This window comes from Methylosinus sp., assembly GCF_036560965.1.
Lineage (GTDB): Bacteria > Pseudomonadota > Alphaproteobacteria > Rhizobiales > Beijerinckiaceae > Methylosinus.
This window is the reverse complement of record NZ_DATBQF010000022.1, coordinates 43,392-68,283: the sequence shown is the minus strand read 5'-3', so window position 1 is coordinate 68,283 and position 24,892 is coordinate 43,392. Positions and strand designations below refer to the sequence as shown.

General features: G+C 66.5%; 31 protein-coding genes. 22 read left to right on the top strand and 9 right to left on the bottom strand.

Going from position 1 to position 24,892, the window contains the following annotated elements; translation table 11 throughout:
* Positions 1-9 precede the first annotated feature (9 nt).
* Genes VIF40_RS08075 through VIF40_RS08065 form a run of 3 tightly spaced genes read right to left on the bottom strand, consistent with a single transcriptional unit; the run spans position 10 to position 1,990 of the window.
* A complete protein-coding gene (locus VIF40_RS08075; protein WP_331937015.1) occupies positions 10-321 on the bottom strand; it encodes a plastocyanin/azurin family copper-binding protein in 312 nt (103 codons plus the stop codon).
* An 11-nt stretch (positions 322-332) separates the two neighbouring features.
* Complete coding sequence (locus VIF40_RS08070; protein ID WP_331937014.1) at positions 333-1,058, bottom strand: DUF1345 domain-containing protein; 726 nt, start codon at positions 1,056-1,058, stop codon at positions 333-335.
* Positions 1,055-1,990 (bottom strand): farnesyl diphosphate synthase, encoded by a 936-nt coding sequence (locus VIF40_RS08065; protein ID WP_331937013.1) that lies wholly within the window; start codon positions 1,988-1,990, stop codon positions 1,055-1,057. Before VIF40_RS08065 ends, VIF40_RS08070 begins: the two co-directional genes overlap by 4 nt.
* A 130-nt stretch (positions 1,991-2,120) precedes the next feature.
* On the opposite strand from VIF40_RS08065, the gene VIF40_RS08060 reads away from it, so the two are divergent.
* Complete coding sequence (locus VIF40_RS08060; protein ID WP_331937012.1) at positions 2,121-3,203, top strand: alkene reductase; 1,083 nt, start codon at positions 2,121-2,123, stop codon at positions 3,201-3,203.
* Between the two features lie 62 nt (positions 3,204-3,265).
* On the opposite strand, the gene VIF40_RS08055 is transcribed toward VIF40_RS08060, so the two are convergent.
* From VIF40_RS08055 to VIF40_RS08040, 4 genes are all read right to left on the bottom strand, one after another.
* Positions 3,266-3,538: a hypothetical protein gene (locus tag VIF40_RS08055; protein ID WP_331937011.1), complete on the bottom strand. Its 273-nt coding sequence runs from the start codon at positions 3,536-3,538 to the stop codon at positions 3,266-3,268.
* Positions 3,539-3,659: 121 nt separating this feature from the next.
* Positions 3,660-4,253 carry a hypothetical protein gene (locus tag VIF40_RS08050; protein WP_331937010.1) on the bottom strand — a complete coding sequence of 198 codons (594 nt, stop codon included), beginning with the start codon at positions 4,251-4,253 and terminating at the stop codon, positions 3,660-3,662.
* On the bottom strand, positions 4,250-4,822 hold the full coding sequence (locus tag VIF40_RS08045) for a DUF1214 domain-containing protein (RefSeq protein WP_331937009.1): 573 nt from the start codon (positions 4,820-4,822) through the stop codon (positions 4,250-4,252). Before VIF40_RS08045 ends, VIF40_RS08050 begins: the two co-directional genes overlap by 4 nt.
* A 10-nt stretch (positions 4,823-4,832) precedes the next feature.
* Entirely contained in the window at positions 4,833-7,022 is a 2,190-nt protein-coding gene (locus VIF40_RS08040; protein WP_331937008.1) for a PBP1A family penicillin-binding protein, read from the bottom strand.
* A gap of 156 nt (positions 7,023-7,178) precedes the next feature.
* Between VIF40_RS08040 and VIF40_RS08035 the strand changes: the two genes are divergently transcribed.
* Together VIF40_RS08035 and VIF40_RS08030 are read left to right on the top strand one after the other, a co-directional pair.
* Positions 7,179-7,676 carry a YcgN family cysteine cluster protein gene (locus VIF40_RS08035; protein ID WP_331937007.1) on the top strand — a complete coding sequence of 166 codons (498 nt, stop codon included), beginning with the start codon at positions 7,179-7,181 and terminating at the stop codon, positions 7,674-7,676.
* A 150-nt stretch (positions 7,677-7,826) separates the two neighbouring features.
* Positions 7,827-7,985: a hypothetical protein gene (locus VIF40_RS08030; RefSeq protein ID WP_331937006.1), complete on the top strand. Its 159-nt coding sequence runs from the start codon at positions 7,827-7,829 to the stop codon at positions 7,983-7,985.
* A 346-nt stretch (positions 7,986-8,331) separates the two neighbouring features.
* Here the strand turns inward: VIF40_RS08030 and VIF40_RS08025 are convergent, their stop codons facing one another.
* Together VIF40_RS08025 and VIF40_RS08020 are read right to left on the bottom strand one after the other, a co-directional pair.
* The gene (locus tag VIF40_RS08025; RefSeq protein WP_331937005.1) at positions 8,332-8,466 is read right to left on the bottom strand and encodes a hypothetical protein; all 135 of its coding nucleotides are present in this window, start codon (positions 8,464-8,466) and stop codon (positions 8,332-8,334) included.
* 114 nt (positions 8,467-8,580) lie between these two features.
* Complete coding sequence (locus VIF40_RS08020; protein WP_331937004.1) at positions 8,581-8,712, bottom strand: hypothetical protein; 132 nt, start codon at positions 8,710-8,712, stop codon at positions 8,581-8,583.
* Positions 8,713-8,967: 255 nt separating this feature from the next.
* On the opposite strand from VIF40_RS08020, the gene VIF40_RS08015 reads away from it, so the two are divergent.
* The 19 genes from VIF40_RS08015 to VIF40_RS07925 all read left to right on the top strand — a co-directional run bounded on the left by VIF40_RS08015 (position 8,968) and on the right by VIF40_RS07925 (position 24,892).
* A complete protein-coding gene (locus VIF40_RS08015; protein ID WP_331937003.1) occupies positions 8,968-9,510 on the top strand; it encodes a hypothetical protein in 543 nt (180 codons plus the stop codon).
* Complete coding sequence (locus tag VIF40_RS08010) at positions 9,473-10,801, top strand: DNA-packaging protein (RefSeq protein ID WP_414684769.1); 1,329 nt, start codon at positions 9,473-9,475, stop codon at positions 10,799-10,801. Before VIF40_RS08015 ends, VIF40_RS08010 begins: the two co-directional genes overlap by 38 nt.
* Positions 10,802-10,916: 115 nt before the next feature.
* On the top strand, positions 10,917-12,083 hold the full coding sequence (locus VIF40_RS08005; protein WP_331937002.1) for a phage portal protein: 1,167 nt from the start codon (positions 10,917-10,919) through the stop codon (positions 12,081-12,083).
* Positions 12,084-12,197: 114 nt separating this feature from the next.
* Positions 12,198-12,383 carry a hypothetical protein gene (locus tag VIF40_RS08000; RefSeq protein ID WP_331937001.1) on the top strand — a complete coding sequence of 62 codons (186 nt, stop codon included), beginning with the start codon at positions 12,198-12,200 and terminating at the stop codon, positions 12,381-12,383.
* Entirely contained in the window at positions 12,384-12,557 is a 174-nt protein-coding gene (locus tag VIF40_RS07995; RefSeq protein WP_331937000.1) for a hypothetical protein, read from the top strand.
* Positions 12,554-13,198: an HK97 family phage prohead protease gene (locus tag VIF40_RS07990; RefSeq protein ID WP_331936999.1), complete on the top strand. Its 645-nt coding sequence runs from the start codon at positions 12,554-12,556 to the stop codon at positions 13,196-13,198. The genes VIF40_RS07995 and VIF40_RS07990 overlap by 4 nt, the downstream gene beginning before the upstream one ends.
* Before the next feature lie 143 nt (positions 13,199-13,341).
* Positions 13,342-14,571, top strand: coding sequence for a phage major capsid protein (locus VIF40_RS07985; protein WP_331936998.1), 1,230 nt, complete (start codon positions 13,342-13,344; stop codon positions 14,569-14,571).
* A gap of 81 nt (positions 14,572-14,652) precedes the next feature.
* Positions 14,653-15,234 carry a head-tail connector protein gene (locus VIF40_RS07980; RefSeq protein ID WP_331936997.1) on the top strand — a complete coding sequence of 194 codons (582 nt, stop codon included), beginning with the start codon at positions 14,653-14,655 and terminating at the stop codon, positions 15,232-15,234.
* Positions 15,231-15,557 (top strand): phage head closure protein, encoded by a 327-nt coding sequence (locus tag VIF40_RS07975; protein WP_331936996.1) that lies wholly within the window; start codon positions 15,231-15,233, stop codon positions 15,555-15,557. The genes VIF40_RS07980 and VIF40_RS07975 overlap by 4 nt, the downstream gene beginning before the upstream one ends.
* Before the next feature lie 10 nt (positions 15,558-15,567).
* Entirely contained in the window at positions 15,568-15,978 is a 411-nt protein-coding gene (locus VIF40_RS07970) for a DUF3168 domain-containing protein (protein WP_331936995.1), read from the top strand.
* Between the two features lie 30 nt (positions 15,979-16,008).
* Entirely contained in the window at positions 16,009-16,419 is a 411-nt protein-coding gene (locus VIF40_RS07965; protein ID WP_331936994.1) for a phage major tail protein, TP901-1 family, read from the top strand.
* 10 nt (positions 16,420-16,429) lie between these two features.
* Positions 16,430-16,780 carry a gene transfer agent family protein gene (locus VIF40_RS07960; RefSeq protein WP_331936993.1) on the top strand — a complete coding sequence of 117 codons (351 nt, stop codon included), beginning with the start codon at positions 16,430-16,432 and terminating at the stop codon, positions 16,778-16,780.
* On the top strand, positions 16,777-16,980 hold the full coding sequence (locus VIF40_RS07955; protein ID WP_331936992.1) for a rcc01693 family protein: 204 nt from the start codon (positions 16,777-16,779) through the stop codon (positions 16,978-16,980). Before VIF40_RS07960 ends, VIF40_RS07955 begins: the two co-directional genes overlap by 4 nt.
* A complete protein-coding gene (locus tag VIF40_RS07950) occupies positions 16,977-17,567 on the top strand; it encodes a phage tail tape measure protein (protein ID WP_331936991.1) in 591 nt (196 codons plus the stop codon). Before VIF40_RS07955 ends, VIF40_RS07950 begins: the two co-directional genes overlap by 4 nt.
* 12 nt (positions 17,568-17,579) lie before the next feature.
* Positions 17,580-18,221 (top strand): DUF2460 domain-containing protein, encoded by a 642-nt coding sequence (locus VIF40_RS07945; protein ID WP_331936990.1) that lies wholly within the window; start codon positions 17,580-17,582, stop codon positions 18,219-18,221.
* 12 nt (positions 18,222-18,233) lie between these two features.
* Positions 18,234-19,124: a DUF2163 domain-containing protein gene (locus tag VIF40_RS07940; protein ID WP_331936989.1), complete on the top strand. Its 891-nt coding sequence runs from the start codon at positions 18,234-18,236 to the stop codon at positions 19,122-19,124.
* The gene (locus VIF40_RS07935) at positions 19,121-19,558 is read left to right on the top strand and encodes an NlpC/P60 family protein (RefSeq protein WP_331936988.1); all 438 of its coding nucleotides are present in this window, start codon (positions 19,121-19,123) and stop codon (positions 19,556-19,558) included. Before VIF40_RS07940 ends, VIF40_RS07935 begins: the two co-directional genes overlap by 4 nt.
* 15 nt (positions 19,559-19,573) lie before the next feature.
* Positions 19,574-23,440, top strand: a complete 3,867-nt coding sequence (locus VIF40_RS07930; RefSeq protein ID WP_331936987.1) for a baseplate multidomain protein megatron — start codon at positions 19,574-19,576, stop codon at positions 23,438-23,440.
* Positions 23,441-23,446: 6 nt separating this feature from the next.
* Positions 23,447-24,892, top strand: coding sequence for a DUF2793 domain-containing protein (locus VIF40_RS07925; RefSeq protein ID WP_331936986.1), 1,446 nt, complete (start codon positions 23,447-23,449; stop codon positions 24,890-24,892).

Here is a 24,892-nt window from a genome sequence, read left to right as displayed (position 1 = left end):
CCTGCGATTTCACGGGATAACGGAAATCGTTCCGCTCATGTGCGAATGCAGCCCGCAGCGAAAGGCCACTTCGCCCGGACGCGTGAGCGTGACTCGGAAAGTCTCGTCCTCGTCCATTTGCTCGGGCGAGTGAAATATTTCTTCCTTGCTCATCGCGCCGATCACGGAATGGGGCGCCTGGTCGCGGTTGACGAAGACGATCGTTTCGCCCGCTCTCACAGTCAGGCGGCCGGGCGCGAAAGCGAAATTCTCGATCCGCACCTCGGCCGCAAAGGCGCCGCCGCATGCCAGCGCCGTCGCGACGAGCGTCGCCGAGAACATTGCGCGCCGTCTCACACGAAGCCCGCGGCGATATTGACGGTGAGCGCCAGAATGGCGGTGTTGAAGAAAAAGGCCAGCACGCCCTGGACCAACGCGACGGCGCGCATGGTGGCGGAAGAGGTGGAGACGTCGGCCGTCTGCGAGGCGACGCCGATCACATAGGCGAAATAGAGAAAGTCGATATAGCCGGGCTGCGGCGTTCCCGGAAAGATCAGCCCGCCGCGCAGCTCGGGCGCGCGGTCCGGCGCGCTGGCGCGCTCGAAATAATATTCATGCGCATAATGCAGCGCGAAGGTCAGATGGACGAACAGCCAGGAGAGCACGACGGTCAGCACGGCGAGCGAAATATGCGCGTGCTTGGAAAACCCCTCGAGATTCTTGACCGGGCCGAGCTCGGCGACGATCGCGCCTATGGAGGCGCAGGCGGTGGCGATCGTCATCACGAGAATGACGAGGCGGCCTTCGTCCTGCAATTGCGCGCGGCGGCGCATGGTGTTGGGCGTCGAGCGCGCCATCAGCTCCGCCGCGAGCAGCAGATAGAGCGTCGTGAAGACGTCCCAGCCGATGAGAGCGCGCGTGACCGGCCGCCAGCTCTCGGGCAAAAGGAGGCCGACGACCGCTCCCGCCAATAGGCTGAGGAAGAGCCGCGAGCGCGCCTTGACGACGCGCCAGAGCAGCGGGCGCCGCGGATGCTGATGGCCGTGGGGCGCGCCGGCGGGACCCATCGCGCCGCTCAATTGCTGCGCCGCGCGACGAAGCGCGCCGCCTCCGCGAGAACGCCGGTCGCCGCGCCGAGCCCGGTGTCGGCGAGAGCGGCGATGGCCGCCTCGACGAGGGCGTCGCGGCGCTCGCGCGCCTTGTCGAGGCCGAGCAGGCCGACCAGCGTCGCCTTGTTGCGCTCGGCGTCCTTGCCGGCGCGCTTGCCCAGCGCGGCCTCGTCGCCCTCGGCGTCGAGAATATCGTCGGCGATCTGGAAGGCGGCGCCGAGCGCGTCGCCATAGCGTCCGAGGGCGGCGGCCACGGGAGCCGAAGCGCCGCCCAGAATGGCGCCGAAATCGACGCAGATGCGCAGCAGCGCGCCGGTCTTCATCGCCTGGAGGCGGAGCGTCTCCTCCTGCGAGAGCGGGCTCGTCGCCTTCTCGGCCTCGAGATCGAGCGCCTGCCCGCCGACCATGCCGCCGAGCCCGGCCGCGCGGGCCAGCGCCAGCACGAGGCGGGCGCGGATTTGCGCGTCGGCATGAGTCGCCGGATCGGCCAGAACGTCGAAAGCGTAGGTCAGCAGCCCATCGCCGGCGAGAATGGCGGTCGCCTCGTCGAAGGCCTTGTGCGCGGTCGGGCGGCCGCGGCGCAGATCGTCGTCGTCCATGGCCGGGAGATCGTCATGGGCGAGCGAATAGCAATGGATCATCTCGATCGCCGCCGCGGCGCGGCGCGCGCCCTCGCCCTCGACGCCGAAGAGCCGGGCCGATTCCAGCGCCAGAAACGGCCGCAGCCGCTTGCCGCCGCCGAGCGCGACATAGCGCATCGCCTCCATGAGCCGGGCGGGCCGGGCGATCTCGCCGGCGAGCGGCTGCGTCCCGAGCAGGGCGTCGAGCGTGGCCTCGGTCGCGCTCGCGGCTTCGTCCAGGCGGCGGCGGAAGTCTGCGTCGGTCGCTGTTTCGTCGGTCATGGGACCCTTTCCCGAGAAAATCATTCCATCTGGTCCGGACCTAACAAATTTGCGATCAATTCCCAAGTGGACGTCGGAAGCCGGGCGGGAGCCGCGCGCCGGGCGCGAGACCAAAAGGACATTCGTGGATATGACCGATCTTTTATTCGAACCCTTTCGGCTGGGCGATCTGGCGCTCCCCAACCGCATCGTCATGGCGCCGCTGACGCGGCGGCGCGCCACCCATGGGACCAACGCCGCCAATGCGCTGATGGCCGAGCACTACCGGCAGCGCGCCGCGGCCGGGCTCATCATCGCCGAGGCCTCGCAGATTTCGCAGCAGGGGCAGGGCTATTCCTTCACGCCGGGAATCTACTCGCCCGAGCAGGTCGCCGGCTGGCGCCAGGTGACCGACGCCGTGCATTCGGCCGGCGGGCGCATCGTCCTGCAGCTCTGGCATGTGGGGCGCGTGTCGCATGTCTCGCTGCAGCCCGGCGGCGGCGCGCCGGTCGCGCCCTCGGCCATCGCCACGACGAAGCAGGTGGCGATCGAGACGGGCTTCGTCGACTGCTCGACGCCGCGCGCGCTCGCGCTCGACGAAATCCCGGGGATCGTCGCCGAATATCGCGAGGCCGCCCGCAACGCCAAGGAGGCCGGCTTCGACGGCGTCGAGATCCATTGCGCCAATGGCTATCTGATCGACGAATTTTTGCGCGACGGCTCCAATAAGCGCGCCGACGCCTATGGCGGCTCGCCGCAAAATCGCGCGCGTTTCGGCCTCGAGGTCGCCGACGCCGTGCTGGAGGAATGGGAGGCGTCGCGCGTCGGCGTGCGCATCTCGCCGGTCAGTCCGGTCCATGACATGTCGGACAGCGATCCGCAGGCGGTGTTCGGATATTTCGTGGAGCGTCTGGCGGAGAAGAAGCTCGGCTTCATCCATGTCATCGAAGGCGCGACGCAAGGGCCGCGCGACGTGGCGCCTTTCGATTATCGCGCTCTGCGCGAGAGCTTCCCCGGCGCCTATATCGCCAATAACGCCTATACGCTGGAGCTCGCCGAGGAGACGCTCGCGAGCGGCCGCGCCGATCTCATCGCCTTCGGCCGGCCGTTCATCGCCAATCCCGATCTCGTCGAGCGCCTGCGCCGCCGCGCGCCGCTCGCCCCGGTCGACTACCAGACCGTCTATGCGGCGGGCGCCGAGGGCTATACGGATTATCCGACGCTGACGGCGTGAGCCGGAAAGGCCCGTTTCTCGCCGAGGGAAACGGGCCTTCTCCTGCAACTGTCCAGGCGCGGCTATTCGGCCTTGGGCGCGCCTTCGTGGCCGCCGCCATGATCGCCGCCGTGCTCGCCGCCATGATCGCCTTGGCCCTGATGCATGGATTTCATGTGATCCATCATCTGCTCATGCATCTGACGCATCTCATGCATCATCTTGCAGCAGCCCTCATGGCCTCCGTGCTCCTCTTGCGGAGCGACGGGCTTGGTCTCGACAGTGGTCTCGGCCAGCGCCGGCGCGATCGTCGCCGCCAGAAGAGCCGCCGCCAGTGTGGGAATGATCTTTCTCATCGCATCGCCCTCGCTATTGCCGGCCTCCCCTTATGACATGGTCACAGGGGAGGGCGCTCGCAATGCGGCGACTTGTCCGATCGCCAGGGCGCCGCTCGACGAGAGCCGGCCGTCAGGCCCGTCAGCTCTCCGGCTCGGCGACAGTCTCGCAGGTGATGGAACGCAGGCGCTGCTCGGCGCGGTCGCGGTCGCTCGCGCGTCTGGCCAGAGAGCGCAGCAGCACGAAGCCGCGCGTCGAGGGCGCCGTCACCCGCACCTGCTGCGGCGGAGCCTCCTCGTCCTCGCCCTCGACAGCCTCGATCTGGCTCGCATCGCCGATCAGCACGTCGATCTTGCCCTTGATCGCCGAGCGATCGGTCACCGAATGGAAGATGCGGCCGGTGCGGGCGTGGAAGGAGAGCGCGAGGAGATCTTCGGGATCGGCGTCCGCGCGCACCCGCATCAGCCCGCGCGAGAGATCGAAGAGGCAGACGCCTTCGACAAAGGCCGAATCCTCGAAGGGCATGACCTCCGCGCCTGGCGCGGCGCGCGGCAGCAGCGCGACGCCGTTGGGCGTCGTCTCGGCGCTCTTCGCGGCATCGACGAGACGCGCGAAAGCATTGCGCGGCGCGATCTCCGGCATCAGCAGCACGGAGACGATGTGAACGGATCCCGCGATGCAGACGGTCGCGAGCGCCCAGGGCAGCCAGTCGAGATAGTCGCGAGATATTTTCATGCGCAATGCAGCTTCACGATCTTTGGAAATGTCGTCGGGTCGGGCGCCGACTCGACGTCGAGCGGCGTGTCGTAGAGGCGCAGAACCAGCACGAAGGGCTCTCTCGCCACCGGCAGCCAATTGCCGGGACGCGCCTGCGCGCCGATGTCTATCTCGAAGGAGCCGCCTTCGCGCCGCGTGATCTCGCTCGAGGTGAAGGCGTAGCGATCGGCGGGATTGTCGATGAGCCGGCCCGCGGCGCTCGCCGCGCCGAGCGTCCAGAAGCGCGCCGCGGGAGTCGAATCGAGGATGCGATAATCGCAGCGTCCGTCGAGCGGCGCGCCGCTCGAATCCGTACGGGCGAAGAAGGCGAGCCCTTGATCGCGGCCGAGCGGCGCCTCGCCCGAGCGCGCCAGCACGGCGCGCGCATAAGGATCGATATCGGCGGCGCCGTGTCGCGGCCAGGCGGTCCACGGGCCGGCGTGCAGCGCGCCGAAGCCGCGGCCGAGCCCGAGCGAGACGGCGGTCATCGCGAAGCCGAGCAAGAGGCCCGCGATCATCACGGCGAAGGCCTTCACATAATTGGTCATGCGAAATCCGTCAGCGCCGATCGGCGCGCTTGTCGGTGGGGCGCGCCTCCGACGATCCGGGGGCGGGACGTTTGATCTCGTCGAATTTCATCTTCGATTCGATCTGCCCGAGCGCATCCAGCGCGCTATGCGAGAGCGCGGCGGGACGCGCCGGCGCGCCGAGCTCGACTGTCTTGGGCTGAGCGGCGGCGGCGGCGGCGAGGGCGGCGGGCGAAGACAGGCCGCGGATCGGCTTGATGGCGATTCCCTGATGCGCATAGGCCATGATGTCGTGCCATGTCTTCGCCGGCAAGGCGCCGCCGGTCATATTGGCCATCCCCTCATTATCGTCGTTCCCGTACCAGACGCAGCCGCCCATATTGCCGGTATAGCCGCAAAACCAGGCGTCCTTATAGCCGTTGGTGGTGCCGGTCTTGCCGATCACGTCGATGCCCTCGCCGAGCTGCGCGCGTCGCGCCGTGCCTTCGTCGACGACGCGCTTCATCATCGTGTCGAGCTCGGCCACTTTCTCGAAGGGCACCACCTGCTCCTGCGGCGGCGCGTCGCGATCATGCTGATAGAGAATATCGCCGCGGCTGTTGCGCGCCTCGACAGCGGCGTAGGGCGTCGTCTTCTTGCCGCCATTGGCGAAAGCGGCGTAGCCCGCCGCATGCTCGAGCAGGACCACATCGCTCTGGCCGACAGGCAGAGAAGGCGTGTCCTCGAGCGGCGTGGTGATGCCGAGACGCCGGCAGGTGTCGATGATCTTGGCGCGGCCCGCATGGGAATCGCCATTGCCGATGGCGATCGACAATTGAATGGCGATGGTGTTGAGCGATTTGGCGAGCGCCAGCGAGAGCGGCAGCGAGCCGGCGTAGCCGCCGCTGTAATTGTGGACGCAATAATTGCCGATGCAGGTCGGGCGGTCGGTGACGATCGTCGTCGGCTTGAATTTTCCCGTCATCAGCGCGGTGAGATAGACATAGGGCTTGAAGGAGGAGCCGGGCTGGCGCGCCGCCTCCGTCGCGCGATTGAACTGGCTCGCGCCATAGTCGCGTCCGCCGACCAGCGCGCGCACGGCGCCGTCGAGATCCATGAAGGCCGAGGCGCTCTGCTTGGCGTGATAGGCGCGGCCGCTCTCGCGCAGATTCTCCTCCACCACCTCGTCGGCGCGCTTTTGCACATTGGGGTCGAGCGCGGTGCGGATGACGAGCACGCGGTCGTCGCCGAACCGGCCGGCCTCGGCGAGGCGCTGCGCCTCCTTGAAGGCGAAGTCGAGATACCAATCCGGGCTCTGGTCGCGCTTGCGCTCGACCGGCGTCGCCGGATTGCGCTGCGCGGCGACGATCTGGCTCTGCGTCATGAAGCCGGCGTCGACGAGATTGTCGAGCACGTCATTGGCGCGCGCGCGCGCGGCCGGAAGATTGACATGCGGAGCGTATTTCGTCGGGGCTTTGAACAGGCCGGCGAGCATGGCGGCTTCCGACAGCGAGACGTCGCGCACGGATTTGCCGAAATAGAATTCCGCCGCCGCCTGAATGCCGAAGGCGCCGCCGCCCATATAGACGCGGTCGAGATAGAGCTTCAAAATCTCCTGCTTGGTGAGGCGCTGCTCGAGCCAGAGCGCGAGAAACGCCTCGTTGATCTTGCGTGTGAGCGTGCGCTCATTGGAGAGGAACACGTTTTTGGCGAGCTGCTGCGTGATCGACGAGCCGCCTTGCACCACGCCCGCCGACCGCGCATTCACCGTGAGCGCGCGGCCCGTGCCGACGATGTCTATGCCGAAATGCTCGTAGAAGCGGCGATCCTCTGTCGCCAGCACCGCCTTGACGACATAATCGGGGTATTGGTCGAGCGGCACGGCGTCGTCATGCTTGATGCCGCGCTGTCCGGCGACCGCGCCATAGCGATCGAGAAAAGTGACCGAGAGATCCTGCTTCTTCAGCCAATCGTCGCTGGTCATGCGCATGGCGGAGACCGACAGCGCGAGCGCGACAATGCCGCCGCCGAGCGCGAGCGTCAGCGACTCGCAGCCGATCTCCACGCCGATTCGGCGCAGGCCGCGCACCTGGAAGCGGTTCATGAAGGCGGAGAAGTTCTCATAGGCCTCGCGCGCGCCGCGGCTCGAATCGAAGAGGCTCGAGTCGATATAGGCGTCGAACGCCAGCAGAAGCCTTGCGGCCCGCTTGTATAAGCGCGAGGATCGAATAGGTTCGAGCAATTGCGCCGCTCCCTGGGCCCGTCTGGGCGATTAAGCGAACCGGGAGGCGGATGATAGCACTCCTCGAGCCGCCTTGACGATATGGCCGGCCCGCAGGATCGCCGGCAGGATGAATAAAGCGCGCGCTGCGCTGCAGACGAGGGCCCGAGACAAAGTATGGCGAGAAGCGGGGAAAAAGAGACGGGCGAGCCGTTCTGGATGAAGCCGTTGGGCGAATTGACGCGGGCGCAATGGGAGAAGCTCTGCGACGGTTGCGGACGCTGCTGCCTGGTCAAGCTCGAGGACGAGGATAGTGGGGAAATCTATCATACGAGCGTCGGTTGCGACCTTTTGGACGGCGACACCGGGCGTTGCCGCGACTATGCTGGCCGCCAGAGCAAAGTGTCGGACTGTGTGCGCCTCACCATGAAGGCGCTCGCCGGCATCTCCTGGCTGCCGCCCACTTGCGCCTATCGCCTGCGCGCCGAAGGCAAGTCGCTGCCCGACTGGCATCCCCTGCTGACCGGCGACCCCGCCAGCGTGCACGCCGCCGGCGTTTCCGTGCGCGGCCGCGTGGCGGCGCGCGAGGAGGAGGTGGAGACCGACGATCTGCCCAATTTCATCGTGCTGTGGCCGAAGAGATGGCCCCGGCGCAAGAAGGGGCAGGCGGCGTGAGACCCGCTTGCGACGTATTCGATATTGATTATATTGCTGATTGTCGAGAGGCCGGCGCCATGTCAAAAACCACGACGATGACGGTTCGCGTCAGCGGCCCATTGAGCGAGTTCGTCGCTGCGAATGTGGGTGAGGACGGAGCCTATGAGAATGTCAGCGAATATCGATCTGATCCGCCGCGACAAGGAGCGAGCGGAGAAAGAGGCGTTCGAGCGATTGAAAGCCGAGCTCACCCACGCCTTCGCCACGCCGGAGGCCGCCTACACGCCGCTGACCGCGGGCGATGTGATCGCGCGAAACCGGAGCTGACGTGTTTGGCCGCCGTCCGCATTCGCGACGACTTCCGCCCCTGATACCGGAGTTATGAATTTATTCCTTGACACCGTGACGATGGTCCTATAGACAAGTCCCATGCTCCAGAATTGCGCTTGGGGGCGGCGGGGCGGCGGGGCGGCGGGGCGGTCAAAGAGCCTTGCATCTCTCGACGGGTTTTTCCTAGCGCGCGATACTGGACCGCGAGCCTTCACGCTCGCTCTTTCCAGGACGAAGCGCGCGCATCGGCGAGCGACGCGTCATGGCGGCGTCCTTCCGATCTTTTCGCAAATGCCGAAAGCGAGCCTGAAGGCTCGCGGTCCGGAGCGCGCATCAAAAGCGATCACGGGAGGCCGTATCGGTCGCGCAATCGCGCCGACGACCAGCGCCAATCGCGCGGCTCGGTCACGAGGCCGGCGCGCACGGGATTGCTTTCGACATAGGCGATCGTTTGTTGGAGGTCGTTTTCGTCACGCATTTAGCGATCGAAATAGTCGCTCAGCGCCGCTGAAAGCCTTCCCGCCACGAATGATCGCCCCGAGCGAAAAATTCGCCAGAGGCTCGACGACGACATGCGCGTGATTTGGCCTGATCACCAGGCGAAGAGACGACATCTCGCGCCGTCGAAATAGCGGTTTGCATCTTCCGCGATCTGCGCCGCGATCGGATCGGCCAGGGGCCGTTCGCCTTCGCAGAGATCGCGGCGCGCGTCGACGTCCAGCACCAAGCTGCTCGCCGTCCGGAAGACGACATGCCGAACTCGCTCCGGCAAGTCGAAGCGCGGCAGATAGACGCGTCAATGCCAGCCCTTTGGCGCGCGTGCGTTCATTTGCTCTGCAGGCGTGGTTCGAAGGCTCGCGGTCCAGGGCGTTCGTCGAATGACGCGATGACAGAGATCGGCGACCGCAGACGCCATCGAGATTTGGACCGCGAGCCCTCAGGCTCGCTCCCGAAGAGCGCATCTCATGGAGGCCAATGCATGGCGCGCAAGCAGGACACGCTCCCGCGCGAAACGGTCACGCAGGCGAAGCTTCTCTACGACGCCGGCGTCACGCCGCTCGCCGAGCTGAGCGCGATGCTCGGCATGAGCGAGCGGGCGTTTCGACGCTTTCGCGAGCGCGAGGGATGGACGATGCGGCCCTCGCCGATCAAGCGCAAGAGCTCGGAGCCGCCGCCTGCAACGGCGCCAGAGAGCGCGCCGAACGAGCCGCCGAAAACGGAGTCGCGCAGCCTCATCGCGCGGCTCGAGGAGGCGGTGGAGCGCGAATTCGTCCGCGCCGAAGCCGCGCTCGCGACCTGCGGAGCCAAGGCGGCGCCCAAGACGATGGAAACGAGCGCGCGCGTGCTCGCGAGCCTGGTGCGCAGCCTCGCGGAATTGAAGCGCATGAATCGTGACGCGAGCGCGGCGCGAGAGGAGGACGGGCGTGCCCGAGACGCTTTCGACGACGAACCTCCCCGCGAATTGGCCGAGCTCCGCGAGGAGCTTGCTCGCCGGCTCGAGCGCATGTTCGGCCAAGGGTAGGCTCGACGAGCTGATCGAGGGATTTTCCGCGCGCGAGCTCGCGACTCTGCTCGCCGATTGGGAGTTCTGCGCGCGCGAGGATCAATGGCCGCCATTGCTCGCGCCGGGCGGCCTGCCTTGGCGCGTCTGGCTGATATTGGGCGGACGCGGCGCCGGCAAGACGCGCGCCGGCGCCGAATGGGTGCGCGCCATCGCGCGTGGACGGCCGCAATTCGCGATCCGTCCGATGTCGCCCATCGCGCTCGTCGGCGAGAGCGCCGCCCATGTGCGCGATGTGATGATCGAAGGCGTCTCCGGAATTCTCGCCGCGCATCAGCGAAGCGAGCGGCCCTCGTGGGAGCCTTCGCGCAAGCGGCTGACCTTCGACAATGGGGTCGTCGCGCAGGCTTTCTCGGCGGAAGATCCAGAGAGCCTGCGCGGTCCGCAATTTTCCGCCGCCTGGTGCGACGAGCTGGCGAAATGGCGCTACGCCGAGGAGAGCTGGGACATGCTGCAATTCGGGCTACGCCTCGGCGAATGGCCGCGCCAGATCGTCACCACGACGCCGCGGCCCATTCCTCTGTTGAAGCGGCTATTGAGCGAGAAAGGCGTCGTGACGACGCGCGCGACGACGCGGCAGAACGCCGCCAATCTCGCGCCGTCCTTCATCGAGAGCGTCTTCGCGCAATATGCCGGCACGCGATTGGGCCGTCAGGAGCTCGACGGCGAGATCGTCGAGCAGCGCGCCGACGCGCTGTGGTCGCGCGACATGCTGGAGGCGGCGCGCGTCGCCGCGTCGCCGCCGATGGAGCGCATCGTCGTCGCCATCGATCCGCCCGCGTCATCCGGCAAGCGCGCCGATCGCTGTGGAATCGTCGCCGCTGGAATGGCGCAAGGCGTCGTTCACGTGCTCGAGGATGCGACGCTCGCGGCGGCGCGGCCGGCGCAATGGGCGCGCGCCGCCGTCGCGCTCTATCACAGGCTGGAGGCCGATGCGCTGATCGCCGAGGTGAACCAGGGCGGCGAGATGGTGCGCGCGGTCATTCACGAGGCCGATCCTTCCGTGCCGGTGAAGGAGGCCCGCGCGACGCGCGGCAAATATTTGCGCGCGGCGCCGGTGGCGCAGCTCTATGAGCAGGGCCGCGTGCGCCATGTCGGCGCTTTTCCTGCGCTGGAAGACGAATTGTGCGATTTCGGAAGCGATGGTCTGTCGTCTGGGCGAAGTCCCGATCGTCTCGACGCGCTGGTGTGGGCGATTCATGCGCTGGCGCTGGCTCCGCGCGCGCACGAGCCGCGCATGCGACGGCTCTGAGAGGCCGCTCTCCATAACGATCGGCGTCTCGCGAAACATCGATGAAGCCGCGCATCTGCTCCCTCTCCCGCGAAGCGGGGAGGGGTGGAGAGGCCGCATTTCAAACGGACATCTCATGCCCTCATTCCTCTCCCGTCTCTTCGGCGCGCGCGCGCCGGAGCAAAAATCGTCGCGCGCCATGCTCTCGCTGCATTCGATTGGCGCGCCGCAATGGACCGCGCGCAACAGCGTCGCGCTCACCCGCGCGGGATATGAGCGCAACGCCGTCTGCTATCGCGCCGTGCGCATGGTGGCGGAGGGCGCCGCCTCCGTGCCCTGGCTCGCCTATGAGGGGCGGGCGGAAACGCCCGAGCATCCGCTGCTGCGGCTGATCGAGCGACCGAACCCTTCCGACACCAGCGTCTCATTCGTGGAGGCGCTGGTCTCCAATCTTCTGCTTTACGGAAACGCCTATGTGGAAGGCGCTTTCGTCGACGGCCTGCTGCGCGAGGCCTATTGCCTGCGGCCCGATCGCATGAGCGTCGTCGCGGGGCGCAATGGCTGGCCAGCGGCCTATGTCTATTCGGCCGCTGGCGACAGCGTGCGCTATGAGATGCAGGGCCGGGGCATCGAGCCGATTCTGCATATTCGCTTGTTCAATCCGCTCGACGACCTCTATGGCTTCGCGCCGCTCTCGGCCGCGCAGACGGCGCTCGACACGCACAACGCCGCGAGCTTCTGGAACAAGGCGCTGCTCGACAATAGCGCGCGGCCATCCGGCGCGCTCGTCTATGCAGGGCCGGACGGCGGGCATTTGACCGACGAGCAGTTCGAGCGCCTGAAGCAGGAGCTGGAGGAGAATTTCTCCGGCGCCGTCAACGCCGGGCGTCCGCTGCTGCTGGAAGGCGGACTCGATTGGAAGGCGCTGTCGCTCTCGCCCAAGGATATGGATTTCTCCGAGACGAAGGCGTCGGCCGCGCGGGAGATCGCGCTCGCCTTCGGCGTGCCGCCGCTGCTGATCGGCCTGCCGGGAGACAACACGTTCCGCAATTACGAGGAGGCCAATCGCGCCTTCTGGCGCCAGACGATCATTCCGCTCGTGCAACGATTGCAGAAGGCGTTTTGCGCCTGGGCGCAGCCGGGCTTTGCGCCCTTCCGCCTCGATTACGACGCCGACCGCATCGACGCGCTGGCCAAGGAGCGCGCGCTGGAATGGAGCCGCATCGGCGGCGCCGCGTTTCTCACCGTCGACGAGCAGCGCGAGGCGGCGGGCTACGGCCTAAAGGGAAAGCGCGCGAGATAGCCGCATCGAAGCGAGACGCGCAATTCGCCGAAGCAATCGCTTCAAAGGAAGAAATCGTCGCCGACGATCGCTCGAGAGAGCGGGCGACGGCGCATCGCGTCCAATAGGTCCGTCATGTCCGAGATCGTCACCTCCATCATCGAGCGCGGCGATCTCGCCCATCTCGCGCTGTTCCTCTGGGCCAGCGCCGCCACGCTCTTCGCGTTGCGCGCCTTGCGCGAGCTCGGCCGCTCGACCCAGCGGCTCGACGCTTTCGTGCGTGAGCTCGCGCGCTTCAACCGCCGCTATGGGAGCGAGTAAATGAGCCTTTCCGTCTTTCCTCTTCGTCTCGCGAAGCGTCGCGCGGCGCGCAGGCCGCCGCGCCTGCAGGCCGAAATCGTTTTCAAGAGCTTTGTGCGCGCATTGGAGCGCCTGCGTGAGGAGCCGCGCGGCGGCGGCCCCGCTGCGATCGGCGCGACGCGGGAGAAAGCATGATGGCGCAGGCTCTGAATAGCGACATTCCTATCGAGGGCCGAAGACTCGAGACGAAGCGCGCGCCGCTTCTCGCGGCGATCGGCGCCGATGGGACATTCGAGGGCTACGCCAGCCTCTTCGGCGTGCGCGATACATGCGGCGATATCGTCGAGCGCGGCGCCTTCTCCGCGAGCTTGCGGAGGAGCGGGGCGGCGGGCGTCAAAATGCTGTGGCAGCATCGCGGCGACGAGCCGATCGGCGTCTGGGCCGAGATCGCCGAGGATGCGCGCGGACTGAAAGTGCGTGGGCGGCTCGATCTCTCGGTCGCGCGGGCGCGTGAGGCGTTGTCGCTGATCGGCGCCGGCGCGCTGGATGGATTGTCGATCGGCTTTCGCACGCTGCGCGCGGCGAGCGATCCGAAGACCGGCGCGCGGCGATTGCTCGCGCTCGATCTCATCGAGATATCGATCGTCACCTTTCCCGCGTTGCCGCAGGCGCGCATCGTGGCGCCGCCGCCGCTTCCCTCCGCCGCCGCGCGCCATGCCGCCACCGCGTTCGGCCAAAAGCTCGCACGGCTGCGCATGCAGAGCGCCGCGCAAAGCTTCGAGACGAAGCTGCGAATGGCGTCGGTGGCGCTCGATCGGCGCTACATCTCGGATTAGTCCCGCGCGCCGGCCGGCGAGCCGACGGGAGAGCGGCGCGCGCGCTCCGTTAGCTTCCCCCTTCCACCCGGCGCCCGAACGTCCGCGCATTCCGCGCGGCGCCGTCGTGCGCCTTGACGCCAGCAAGAAAGAGGCTTTCGCCAATGTCGTCTCTCGAAACCAAGACGCTCTCCGGCGAGGAGGCGCTCGCCGATCTCCATCGCGCCTTCGCGGCTTTCAAGGATACGAATGAGGAGCGGATCGCGCAGATCGAGACGCGAATGGGCGTCGATGCGCTCACCGAGGAGAAGCTGCAGCGAATCGATCGCTCCATCGACGAGACGAAGCGCCGCATCGATCGCGTCGCGCTCGACGTCGCGCGCCCGCGCCTCGCGTCCACGCCGACGGACGATGCGCCTGCGCGCGAGCACAAATCGGCTTTCGCGCTCTATATGCGCAGCGGCGAAGCGGTCGGGCTGAAAGCGCTCGAATCGAAGGCGCTTTCGGCGGGCTCTGGTCCCGATGGCGGCTATCTCGTGCCGACGCCGGCGGAGCGGGAGATATTGCGCCGTCTCGCGCGCATCTCGCCCATTCGCGCCATCGCCAGCGTGCGCGAGATTTCCACCCATTCATTGCGCAAGGCCTATTCCACGCAGGGCCCGGCGGCCGGATGGGTGGCGGAGGCCGATCCGCGTCCGCAGACGAGCAGCCAGCAGATCGTCGATCTCACCTTTCCGGCGATGGAGCTCTACGCCATGCCGGCCGCGACGCAGACGCTGCTCGACGATTCCGCGATCGATGTGGAGCGATGGATCGCGGAGGAGGTGCAGACCGTCTTCGCAGAGCAGGAAGGCGCCGCCTTCGTCAATGGCAATGGGACCGACAAGCCCAAGGGGTTCCTCGCCTATAGCGCCGTCGCGGACGCCAGCTGGAGCTGGGGCAGCATCGGCTATGTCGCGACCGGCGTTTCCGGCGGCTTCGCGGCCAGCAATCCCTCCGACGCGCTGTTCAATCTCGTCTATGCGCTGCGCGCCGGCTATCGCCAGAACGGCACATTCGTCCTCAATCGCCAAACGCAATCGACGATCCGCAAATTCAAGACGACGACCGGCGACTATCTCTGGGCGCCGCCGGCGAGTCTCGATCAGCCTGCCTCGCTGCTCAACTTTCCCGTGGTGGAGGCGGAGGACATGCCGAACATCGGCGCCGACAGCTTCTCCGTCGCATTCGGCGATTTTTCGCGCGGCTATCTCGTGGTCGATCGGCTCGGCGTGCGCGTGCTGCGCGATCCTTACTCGGCTAAGCCCTACGTCCTCTTCTACACGACGAAGCGAGTCGGCGGCGGCGTGCAGGATTTCGAGGCGCTGAAGCTGTTGAAATTCGGCGCCGCGTGACGCTGGACAAGTCGATCCTCATGCGACGAGCGCTGTTGCGACGCGCTCGTCGCTCTCCCCTCTCGTGCAATGGGCGAACCTATGATTCCGGATCTTCTCTCGGGGCCGGCGACGGAGCCTGTGTCGCTCGATGACGCCAAGGCGTGGCTGCGGCTCGATTCGAACGAAGAGGATCAGCTGCTGTCGGCGCTGATCGTCTCCGCACGGCTCACGCTCGAAGCCTATACGCGGCGATTCTTCGTGACCCAGAGCTGGCGGATGAGGCTCGACGCCTGGCCCGCGCAGACGGTGCGGCGCAGGACTCTCGCCATTCCCTTCGCGCCGCTTCGCAGCGTGTCGGCGGTCCGCGTCTACGATTCCGCCGATGTCGCCCAGACGCTCTCGGACGCCTCCTATCGTGCGGCGCCGGCGCGTGACGCGGGGCGCATCGTCTTTCTCGAGCCGCCCCCCGCGTCCGGCCGGGCTTGCGACGCGATCGAGATCGACATTGTCGCGGGCTATGGCGACGCCGCCGCGGATACGCCGGAGCCGCTTCGGCGCGCTATTCTCGCACTCGTCGCGCATTGGCACGAGAATCGCGGCGATGCCGGCGAAAGCGCTGCGCCGTTGCCGACGCTCATTGTCGCGCTGGCCAAGCCGTTTCGGCGCGAGCGCCTGACGTGAGCGCGCCGAAAATCGGCGAGATGCGTTTGCGCATGAGCCTGGAGGCGCCGGTGGATACGGCGGACGACAGCGGCGCGATGACGCGGAGCTATGCGACCCTTTGCAATCTCTGGGTGAAGCTCACGCCTGTCTCCGGCGAAGCGCGCTTCGTCGAAGGAAGGCAGGAGCAAGCGCTCGAATGGCTGGCGCAATTCCGGTGGCGCGCGGATGTGACCAGCGAGATGCGGCTCGTTCTCGGCGCGCGAAGGCTGCGCATCGAAACGGCCTATGATCCGGACGGACAGCGGCGCTTCCTGGCTTGTCGTTGCGAGGAGATCGCATGAGGAGGCGCAAATGACTCTGTCGCCGATCATTGCTCTGCGCAAAGCGATGCGCGCGCGTCTCGCGGCGGATGCGGGCCTCGTCTCGGCGCTAGGCGGCGCGAAAATCTATGACGAGGCGCCGCGTGGCCCAGAGGCTCCCTATGTGCTGTTCGCCGAAGCGAGATTGCGCGACTGGTCCGCCACGGACAGTCATGGCGCCGAGCAGCTCGTCACGCTTTCGGTCGTCTCGCTCCAGCGCGGTCTGACGGAGGCGCTCGCCATCGGGGAAATGATCGTCGCTCTGCTCGACGAAGCGTCGCTCGTTCTCGTTGGGCATCATCTCGTCGACCTGCGTCACCAGGGCAGCGATACGCGCCGCGAGCAGAATGGACGCTTCGCGCGCGTCGATCTGCGCTTTCGCGCCACCACAGAAGCCCTCTGACGCAGTCACTCTTCCTTCGGGAGCCTTCGCATGTCCGCACAAAAGGGAAAAGATCTATTGCTGAAGCTCGACGACGGAAGCGGCGTTTTCGTCTCCGTCGCGGGGCTGCGCACGCGGCGCCTCTCGTTCAATGCCGAAACCGTGGATGTGACCGATGCGGAATCGGCCGGACGGTGGCGCGAATTGCTGGACGGGGCTGGCGTGAAGCGCGCGAGCCTCGCCGGAACCGGCATCTTCAAGGATCAAGCATCGGACGGCCTCATTCGCCAGCTGTTTTTCGATGGCTCGCTGCGCGATTGGCGGATCGTCGTTCCGGATTTCGGCGTCGTTGCTGGGTCGTTCCAGATCACGAGCCTCGATTATCGTGGCGAGCACAACGCCGAGATGACTTTCGACATCGCGCTTGAATCGGCCAGCGCGATCGCCTTCACTCCAGCGTGAGGATTTCGCCATGGCCAATGGGAAGCGTGGAGAGGTGGTGGCGCGGCTCGATGGCGAGAGCTATCGCCTCTGTCTCACGCTCGGCGCGCTTGCGGAGCTGGAGAGCGGACTCGGCGCGAACGATCTCGTCGCGCTCGCGGAACGCTTCGAAGGGCGTCGGCTGTCGGCGCGCGATCTGATCCGCATCCTAGGGTGCGGATTGCGCGGCGGCGGACATGAGGTGAGCGACGAAGTGGTCGCGCGCATGACGGTCGCGGGCGGACTCGGCGATTATGTGAAAATCGCCGCGGAGCTTCTGATGGCGACATTCGGCGAGGGTGAAAGCGCAAACCCTCCGCCGTCGCGGAATGCGAGCGGATGAGGCCGGCGCCCTTCCCCTGGGCGCGTGCGATGGCGTTCGGCCTCGGGGTTCTGCGCCTTTCGCCGCGTGATTTCTGGTCGATGACGCCGCGTGAATTGGCCAGTGCGGCGGAGGGCGTCTATGGCCGCGCGGCGGGCGCGCCTTCGCGAGCAACGCTCGCCGCATTGATGCGGGCATTTCCGGATGGAGACGAAAAGTGACCGATTCCACGAGCAATGACAGCGCTTCCCAATCGTCGCTCGATCTACCGTTTCAGGCGCTCGATTTGAAGACGACGAAATCGCTGCTTCAGGACATCAATGTCATCGCCGGCTCGGCGACGAAGACTTTGTCCAGCGGCCTCGCCGGCGCGGCGGCGAACGGGAAGAGCTTCGACTCGACGCTCGCCTCGATCGCGCGCTCGATCGCCAAGCTCGGCGTCAGCGCGGGCGCGCAGGCGTTGACGCAAGGCGTCACGAGCGGATTGAGCGCGCTCATTTCCGGCGCGCTCGGCGGCGGCGGCGGCGTGTTGGTCGCGCCTTTCGCCGATGGCGGCGTCGTCGCGAGCCCGACCTTCTTCGGCGCGAATGGCGCTCTCGGCTTGATGGGCGAGCGTGGCGCTGAGGCGATCATGCCGCTCGCGCGCGGGCCGGACGGACGTCTCGGCGTCGCGATGCAGGGCGCGAGCGATCGGGGCGCGGTCACGGTCAATATCGCCGCGCAGGATGTCGAAAGCTTCCGCCGTTCGGAAGGGCAGATTTCGGCGGCGTTGGCGCGCGCCGTCGCGCGTGGCCGGCGCAATTTGTGAGGGGATCGCGGGATGACAGATTTTCACGAGACGCGCTTTCCGCTCGACGTGTCCGTGAATGGGCGCGGCGGGCCGGAACGGCGCACCGATGTCGTCGCGCTCGGCTCCAATCGGGAAGCGCGTAATACTCGATGGGCGCATTCGCGTCGGCGCTATGAAGCGGGCTATGGCGTGAAATCTCTCGCGCAGCTCGCCGCGGTCATCGAATTTTTCGAGGAGAGGCGCGGGCGGCTGTTCGGCTTTCGCTGGCGCGATCGCGCCGATTGCTCCTCCGCGCGGCTCGGCGGCGCTCCGTCGCCGCTCGATCAAGCGCTCGGCCGAGGCGATGGCGCGCGCTTGCAGTTTGCGTTGCTCAAGACCTATGGCGGGAGCTTTGCGCCCTATTCGCGCGTCATCGTCAAGCCGGTCGCAGAGACCGTGCGCGTGGCCATCGACGGAGTGGAAAAGACGAGAGGCGTGCATTTCGACGTCGAGGCGACGACCGGCGTGGTGAGCTTCGCGGCGTCCTGCGCGCCAGCGAGCGCGGCGGCGGTGACCGCCGGATTTCTCTTCGATGTGCCCGCGCGCTTCGACACGGATTATCTCGAAATCGATGTGTCGTCCTTCGAGGCCGGAGCGATTCCGAAAATCCCGATCATCGAAATCATTCCGTGAAGGAGAAAGCCGATGCGCTCTGTGTCTACGCCTATGCGGGAGCGTCTCGACGCTCGCACGTCGACCTTGTGCAACTGCTGGCGGCTCGCGCGCAAGGATGGGACGATTATGGGATTTACCGATCATGACTGCGACCTCGCTTTCGCCGGCGTGACCTATCGCGCGGCATCGGGGTTCACGGCCACGCAGATCGAGGCGAGTGTCGGCCTCGCTGTCGGAAGCGGCGAGGTGATCGGCGCGCTGCAAGCGGACGGCCTTGCGGAACGTGATCTCGCCGATGGTCTCTATGACGGCGCCGGCGTCGAGATATGGCTCGTCGATTGGTCCGATGTCGACAATCGCCTGCTCGTCGACGCGACGACGATCGGCGAGGTGACGCATGGTGAGTTCGCTTTTCGCGCGGAGCTGCGTTCGCTCGCGCATCTTTTCGACGAGACGCGTGGCGACAGCTTTCAGCGCGGCTGCTCGGCGGATCTCGGCGACGCGCGTTGCAAGGTGGAGCTCGGCGCCGCGGTCTTTCACACGACGGGCGTCGTGCTCGCGGTCTCACAGGGCGCGATCACCGTGGCTCTGGCCGGCGATTTCGGTGACGGTTTTTTCACTGGCGGATCGCTGACATTTGCCAGCGGCGCCAATGAGGGCGTGCGCGCGACGGTCAAATCGCATCGGCGTTCGGATGAAAACGCGAGTCTCGCTTTGTGGTCGCAGCCCGCGGGCGCTATCGTTGCCGGAGAGTCCGTCGCGCTGGTCGCCGGATGCGACAAGAGCTCGGCGAGCTGCGAAAGCAAATTTTCGAATATTGTGAATTTTCGCGGGTTTCCGCATATGCCCGGCAATGATGTCGTCATTTCCTATCCGAGCGCGCTCGCGCCGACGATGGATGGCGGGAGCTTCTTTCGATGAGGGGGCTCGCGCGTGTGGCGATCGTCGCCGAGGGGCGGCGGTGGATCGGCACGCCGTATCGGCATCAGGCGTCGCTGCTTCATGTCGGCTGCGATTGTCTCGGCCTGGTGCGCGGCGTGTGGCGTGCGCTCGTCGGGCCGGAACCCGAGGAGGCGCCGCCCTATTCGCCGGATTGGGCGGAGACGCAGGGCGTGGAGACGCTGGCTCTCGCTGCGCATCGGCATTTCGCGCGCGTCGAGCAGGATGCGTTTTGCGCCGGCGATGTGCTGTTGTTTCGGTTCCGCGACCATGCGCCGGCAAAGCACCTCGGCATAGCGACCAGCGCCACGCATATGGTCCATGCGCATGGCGGCGCCTGTGTCGTCGAGGCGCCCATCGGATCGTGGCGCAGAAAATTGGCCGGCGCTTTCGCCTTTCCCGATGTGACGGACTGACGTTTCGAGGACCAGATGGCCACACTTTTATTGCAGACGGCGGGCGCTGCGATCGGACCAGTCGGGTCGATTCTCGGCAATGTCTTCGCCGGCGTCGGCGGCGCCCTCGTCGACGCCGCGCTGCAGCCGCGCGCGTCGACGCGCTACGAAGTCGGACCGCGCCTTAAGGCGATGGACGGCGTCGCCTCCACGGAGGGCGCTGCGATTCCGCGCGTCTATGGCCGCGCGCGCATCGGTGGGCAGATGATCTGGGCGACGCGCTTCCTCGAGCAGACGAATGTCTCGCTCGACGGCGGCGCGAGCAATGCCGGCAAGGGCGGCGGCGGTTCGGCGCAGACGGTCAATGTCTCCTATGCCTATTACGCCAATTTCGCGATCGGCCTCTGCGAGGGGCCGATCGCTTTCGTGCGGCGCATTTTTGCGGATGGCAATGAGCTCGACATGACGAGCCTGCCGATTCGCATCTACAAAGGCGATGAGGAGCAGCTTCCCGATCCTTTGATCGTCGCCAAGGAGGGCGCCGAGAATGCGCCGGCCTATCGTGGGCTCGCCTATATCGTGTTCGAGCAATTGGCGCTGGCGGCCTTCGGCAATCGCATTCCGCAATTCACATTCGAGGTGACGCGGCCGATCGCGGGATTGGGCCAGTCGATCCGCGCGATCGACCTCATTCCCGGCGCCACGGAGGCTGGCTATCAGCCTTCGTTGCAATTGAACTTCTACTCGCCCGGCGTGACCGGCGCGGAGAACCGGCATCAGCTGACCGCGGCGAGCGATTGGACCGCTTCGATCGACGCGCTGCAAGCGCTGTGTCCGAATCTGGAGAGTGTCGCGCTAGTCGTGGCCTGGTTCGGCGACGATTTGCGCGCTGGCCATTGCGCCATAGAGCCGCGCGTCGACGCGACCTTCAAGACGATCGGCGAATTCGACTATATTTACAGTCCCTATTGGCCGGCGGATTGGTCGGTCGCGGGATTGAGCCGCGCGTCGGCGCGTCTGGTGTCGCAAATCGCTGGGCGCGCGGCCTTCGGCGGCACGCCCAGCGACGCTTCCGTGCGCGCGGCGATCGTGGATTTGCGTGCGCGCGGTCTGTCGGTCGTCTTCTATCCTTTCTTGATGATGGATGTGCCGCCGGGCAATTCTCTGCCCGATCCTCATACGGGGACAATCGGGCAGCCCGCGTTTCCCTGGCGCGGACGCATTGCTTGCGATCCTGCGCCCGGACGCGCCGGCACGGTTGACGGAACCAGTGAAGCGGCCGCTCAGGTCGCGGCCTTCTTCACGCAATATCGCGGGTTCATTCTGCATTATGCGGATCTTTGCGTGGCGGCAGGCGGCGTCGACGCTTTTCTCATCGGCTCGGAGCTGGTGGATTTGACGCGCATTCGCTCGGCTGCGGGCGTCTATCCGGCCGTCGCTGCATTGGAGTCGCTCGCTGCGGAGGTGAAGCTCGCGCTTTCGAGCGGAACGAAGATCGGCTACGCCGCGGATTGGACGGAATATGGCGCGCATGTTCCGACGGCCGGGGAGCTTCGCTTTCCGCTCGATTCGCTGTGGGGGTCGGCGGCGATCGATTTCGTCGGGATCGATGTTTATTGGCCGCTGTCCGATTGGCGGGACGGCGCCGATCATCTCGATGCGCAGATCGCATCGAGCGTCCATGACGTCGATTATCTCGCGGCGCGGGTCGGCGGGGGCGAGGGTTTCGATTGGTTCTATGCGAGCGACGCGGATCGGCGTTCGCAGACGCGCACGCCGATCGGCGATGCGCTCGGCAAGCCGTGGACGTTCCGCGTCAAGGATCTCGTCGCCTGGTGGTCCAATGCGCATTACGAGCGTGTCGGCGGCGCGGAGCTGGACGCGGCGACCGGTTGGACGCCGCAGGGCAAGCCGATATGGATCGTCGAGACAGGCTGTCCGGCCGTCGATCGCGGCGCCAATGCGCCCAATGTGTTCCCCGATGCGCATTCGTCGGAGGGCGGCTTGCCGCATTTCTCGCGCGGCGGACGCGACGATCTGATGCAGGCGCGCTTCCTGGAGGCGATGATCGCGCATTTCGATCCGATGGCGGCTGGGGGCGATGCGCGCAATCCGGTCTCGGTCGTCTATGGCGGGCGCATGGTCGATGCTTCGCGCATCCATGTCTGGTGCTGGGATGCGCGGCCGTTTCCCGCCTTTCCCGGTTGTTCGGATGTGTGGGCCGACGCGGCGAATTGGGAGACGGGACACTGGCTGAACGGTCGGCTCGAGGGCGCGCCTCTCGATCGTCTGGTCGCGACGCTGGCTTCCACGATCACGACGAGCGCGCTCGTCGTCGAACGTCCGGCGATCATAGGCTTCGTCGACGGCTACGTTCTCGACAGCGCCATGTCGCCGCGTGAGGCGATCGATCCGCTCGCTTCTCTGTTCGGCTTCGACGCGGTCGTTTCCGGCGGCGCGCTGCGCTTCGTCTGGCATGCGTCGAAGAGCGTGTGGGAGATCGGCGACGACGATCTCGTTCCCGGCAAGGACGGAACGCTGGTCGAGCTGCGGCGCGCTCAGGAGAGCGATCTGCCGCATGAGATCGCATTGTCCTTTTGCGATTCGGAGTTCGACTATCGCACGGGCCGCGTGCTGTCGCGGCGGCTCGAAGGCTATTCGTCACGACGCAGCGAGGCGCAGGCGGCGGTGATGACGGGGCGCGCCTATGCGCAGCGTTTGGCCGACGTCTGGCTGCAAGATATTTGGGTGGGACGCGAGACGGCGCGATTTTCTGTGCGGCCCGGGCTCGTGACGTTGGAGGCGGGCGATATCGTCACGCTGGCGAATGCTCCGGGGCGTTTGCTGCAGATCACGCAGATCACCGATGGCGCCGTGCGTGAGATCGAGGCGCGAGCCGTCGATCCCGGCGTTTATGACGTCGGGGCGCGCGCGGTCCCGCGGCGAGCGCTCGCTTCGCCCGGCGTGATCGGTCCGCCACGGGTCGTCGTGCTCGATCTCGCGATCGCCAAGGACGGCGAGACGACGTTGTCGCGTATCGCGGGCTTCGCCGATCCTTGGCCGGGCGCGCTCGCGATCTGGCGCAAGATCGGGTCGTCTTTCGAGTCGATCGGTCTGATCGAGAAGCGCGCGACGATCGGCCAGACGCTGGACGCGCTCGCGCCCGGGCCGCTCGGGCGCTTCGATCGCGGCGCCAGCGTCACTGTGAAGCTCGGGTCTGGCGGGCTCGCGTCTGTGGACGATTCCAGCGCTTTCGCGCTGCGCTCGGCGATGGCGATACGGGGGGAGGACGGCGCCTGGGAGATTTTCGCCTTCACACGCGCGGAGCTCGTCGCGACCAACACCTATCGCTTGTCGCGCTTGCTGCGTGGAATCGGCGGTGAAGACGCGCTCGCTTCGCGCAGCGTGGCGGCGGGGGCGATCGTCGTGCTGCTCGACGATGCGATCGCGCCGCTGGCCGTCGATGTCGCGGAGATCGAGTCGGCGCGGATCTATCGCGTCGGGCCGGCCGATCGCGGGCATGACGATCCGACCTATGTCGAGCTCGAGGTGGCCGCGACGCGCAAGGCGTTGCTGCCCTATTCGCCGACTCGCGCCCGCGCGCGTCGGACGGCGGAGGGGGTGGCGATTTCATTCACGCGACGGGGGCGCATCGATGCGGACGCATGGGAGTCCTTCGACATTCCACTCGGCGAGGCGAGCGAAGCCTATGAGATCGTCGTGGCGCTTCCGGGCGGCGGCGCGCGCGCGCTGAGCGCGGCGACCAATAGCGCGCTCTATGCGGCGAGTGACGAGCTCGCCGATTTCGGCGCTCCGCAGACGAGCCTCGCAGTTCAGATATTTCAAATCGGCGCGCGCGTCGGGCGGGGCTTTCCGCTCGCCGCGACGCTTCCCATCGAGTGAGCTTCCATGACCGATACGATTCATCTCGCTCTGCCCTGCATCGATGCGGCGCAGGCGCAAAAGCATGTGACGCACAATGAGGCGCTGCAGCTGCTCGATGCGATGACGCAGCTTTCCGTCATCGAGCGTCGCGCTTCGTCTCCCGCTTCGCCCGCCGAAGGCGATCGCTATCTCGTCGCCGCGGCGGCGACAGGCGCCTTCGCGGGCAAGGAGCAGAATATCGCGCTTCGCCTCGCCGGCGCCTGGCTGTTCCTCGCGCCCAATGCCGGATGGCTCGCCTATGTGGCGGCGGAGCAGGCCACGTTGGTATACGATGGTTCGGCCTGGGTCGACGCGGGCCTCGCTCTGCGCGAGTTCCAAAATCTCTCGCTGCTCGGGCTCGGAACGACGGCGGATGCGGCCAATCCGCTCTCGGTCAAAGCCAATGCGGCTCTGTTTGCGGCGCGAACCATCGCCGAGGGCGGCGCAGGTGATCTGCGCGTCGCGCTCGAGAAGGAAGCCGCTGGCAATACGGTCTCGCAACTCTATCAATCCAATTGGTCAGGTCGTGCGGAAACGGGCCTCATCGGCGACGACGATTTCCATGTGAAGGTCTCCGCCGATGGGACGACATGGCGCGAGGCGCTCATCGTCGACCGATCGACAGGCCGCGTCGCCTTTCCGAGCGGGATGGGCGATGGCGCGCCGTCGGCGTTTCGCAACCGCCTGCGCAACGCAGATTTCGCAATCAATCAGCGCGGCGTTTCGGGAACCGTGACGCTCGCCGCCGGCGTCTATGGCCACGACGGCGTGAAGGCCGGCGCCTCCGGCGCGACCTACACATTCTCGACGAGCGGGATCGATACGAGTCTGTCGATTTCCGCCGGCTCCTTGATCCTGCCGATCGAAGCGGCGCTGATCGAAGGCGGGACTTATGCGCTGGCGCATGACGGAACCGCGCAGGCGCGCGTCTGGCAAGGGACAGGCTATGCGGGCTCGGGCTCTTATGCGACGGCGTCGCGAGGCGCGCCGCTTCTCGTTTCCGGTCTGACGGCGAATGCGCAGACCAATATCGAGGTTTCGAGCGGGACGTTGTTGCGGCCGCAATTGGAGCCGGGCGTTTATGCGACGGATTTCGAGCGGCGGCCGTTCAGCGTCGAATGGATACTGTGCCAGCGCTACATCCAGCGGATCGTCGGATGGGTCGGCGCATGGCGCGGTGGATCGAGTACCGTGGCGACGGTAGCCGGCCGCTATGTCGTGCCCATGTATTCCACGCCGACGGCGTTGCTCGTCATCGGCACAGGGATGATGGTCCAGTTTGGCATAACTTTTCACAACATCTCATCGATCGACGCCGTCGCCACAGACAATACGGGCGGATACCTCGATGTGACGACATCATCCGGCAGCGCAGGCGAGCCCTGCGCTATTACCGCCAACGGGCGGCTATTTGCGATTTCGGAGCTATGA

Bases quoted from the DNA above. Each gene is read 5' to 3' on its own strand.
- VIF40_RS08075 (WP_331937015.1), bottom strand. From the start codon at position 321: ATGTTCTCGGCGACGCTCGTCGCGACGGCGCTGGCATGCGGCGGCGCC.
- VIF40_RS08065 (WP_331937013.1), bottom strand. From the start codon at position 1,990: ATGACCGACGAAACAGCGACCGACGCAGACTTCCGCCGCCGCCTGGAC.
- VIF40_RS08060 (WP_331937012.1), top strand. From the start codon at position 2,121: ATGACCGATCTTTTATTCGAACCCTTTCGGCTGGGCGATCTGGCGCTC.
- VIF40_RS08055 (WP_331937011.1), bottom strand. From the start codon at position 3,538: ATGAGAAAGATCATTCCCACACTGGCGGCGGCTCTTCTGGCGGCGACG.
- VIF40_RS08050 (WP_331937010.1), bottom strand. From the start codon at position 4,253: ATGAAAATATCTCGCGACTATCTCGACTGGCTGCCCTGGGCGCTCGCG.
- VIF40_RS08045 (WP_331937009.1), bottom strand. From the start codon at position 4,822: ATGACCAATTATGTGAAGGCCTTCGCCGTGATGATCGCGGGCCTCTTG.
- VIF40_RS08035 (WP_331937007.1), top strand. From the start codon at position 7,179: ATGGCGAGAAGCGGGGAAAAAGAGACGGGCGAGCCGTTCTGGATGAAG.
- VIF40_RS08030 (WP_331937006.1), top strand. From the start codon at position 7,827: ATGTCAGCGAATATCGATCTGATCCGCCGCGACAAGGAGCGAGCGGAG.
- VIF40_RS08025 (WP_331937005.1), bottom strand. From the start codon at position 8,466: ATGCGTGACGAAAACGACCTCCAACAAACGATCGCCTATGTCGAAAGC.
- VIF40_RS08015 (WP_331937003.1), top strand. From the start codon at position 8,968: ATGGCGCGCAAGCAGGACACGCTCCCGCGCGAAACGGTCACGCAGGCG.
- VIF40_RS08005 (WP_331937002.1), top strand. From the start codon at position 10,917: ATGCCCTCATTCCTCTCCCGTCTCTTCGGCGCGCGCGCGCCGGAGCAA.
- VIF40_RS08000 (WP_331937001.1), top strand. From the start codon at position 12,198: ATGTCCGAGATCGTCACCTCCATCATCGAGCGCGGCGATCTCGCCCAT.
- VIF40_RS07995 (WP_331937000.1), top strand. From the start codon at position 12,384: ATGAGCCTTTCCGTCTTTCCTCTTCGTCTCGCGAAGCGTCGCGCGGCG.
- VIF40_RS07990 (WP_331936999.1), top strand. From the start codon at position 12,554: ATGATGGCGCAGGCTCTGAATAGCGACATTCCTATCGAGGGCCGAAGA.
- VIF40_RS07985 (WP_331936998.1), top strand. From the start codon at position 13,342: ATGTCGTCTCTCGAAACCAAGACGCTCTCCGGCGAGGAGGCGCTCGCC.
- VIF40_RS07980 (WP_331936997.1), top strand. From the start codon at position 14,653: ATGATTCCGGATCTTCTCTCGGGGCCGGCGACGGAGCCTGTGTCGCTC.
- VIF40_RS07970 (WP_331936995.1), top strand. From the start codon at position 15,568: ATGACTCTGTCGCCGATCATTGCTCTGCGCAAAGCGATGCGCGCGCGT.
- VIF40_RS07965 (WP_331936994.1), top strand. From the start codon at position 16,009: ATGTCCGCACAAAAGGGAAAAGATCTATTGCTGAAGCTCGACGACGGA.
- VIF40_RS07960 (WP_331936993.1), top strand. From the start codon at position 16,430: ATGGCCAATGGGAAGCGTGGAGAGGTGGTGGCGCGGCTCGATGGCGAG.
- VIF40_RS07955 (WP_331936992.1), top strand. From the start codon at position 16,777: ATGAGGCCGGCGCCCTTCCCCTGGGCGCGTGCGATGGCGTTCGGCCTC.
- VIF40_RS07945 (WP_331936990.1), top strand. From the start codon at position 17,580: ATGACAGATTTTCACGAGACGCGCTTTCCGCTCGACGTGTCCGTGAAT.
- VIF40_RS07940 (WP_331936989.1), top strand. From the start codon at position 18,234: ATGCGCTCTGTGTCTACGCCTATGCGGGAGCGTCTCGACGCTCGCACG.
- VIF40_RS07935 (WP_331936988.1), top strand. From the start codon at position 19,121: ATGAGGGGGCTCGCGCGTGTGGCGATCGTCGCCGAGGGGCGGCGGTGG.
- VIF40_RS07930 (WP_331936987.1), top strand. From the start codon at position 19,574: ATGGCCACACTTTTATTGCAGACGGCGGGCGCTGCGATCGGACCAGTC.
- VIF40_RS07925 (WP_331936986.1), top strand. From the start codon at position 23,447: ATGACCGATACGATTCATCTCGCTCTGCCCTGCATCGATGCGGCGCAG.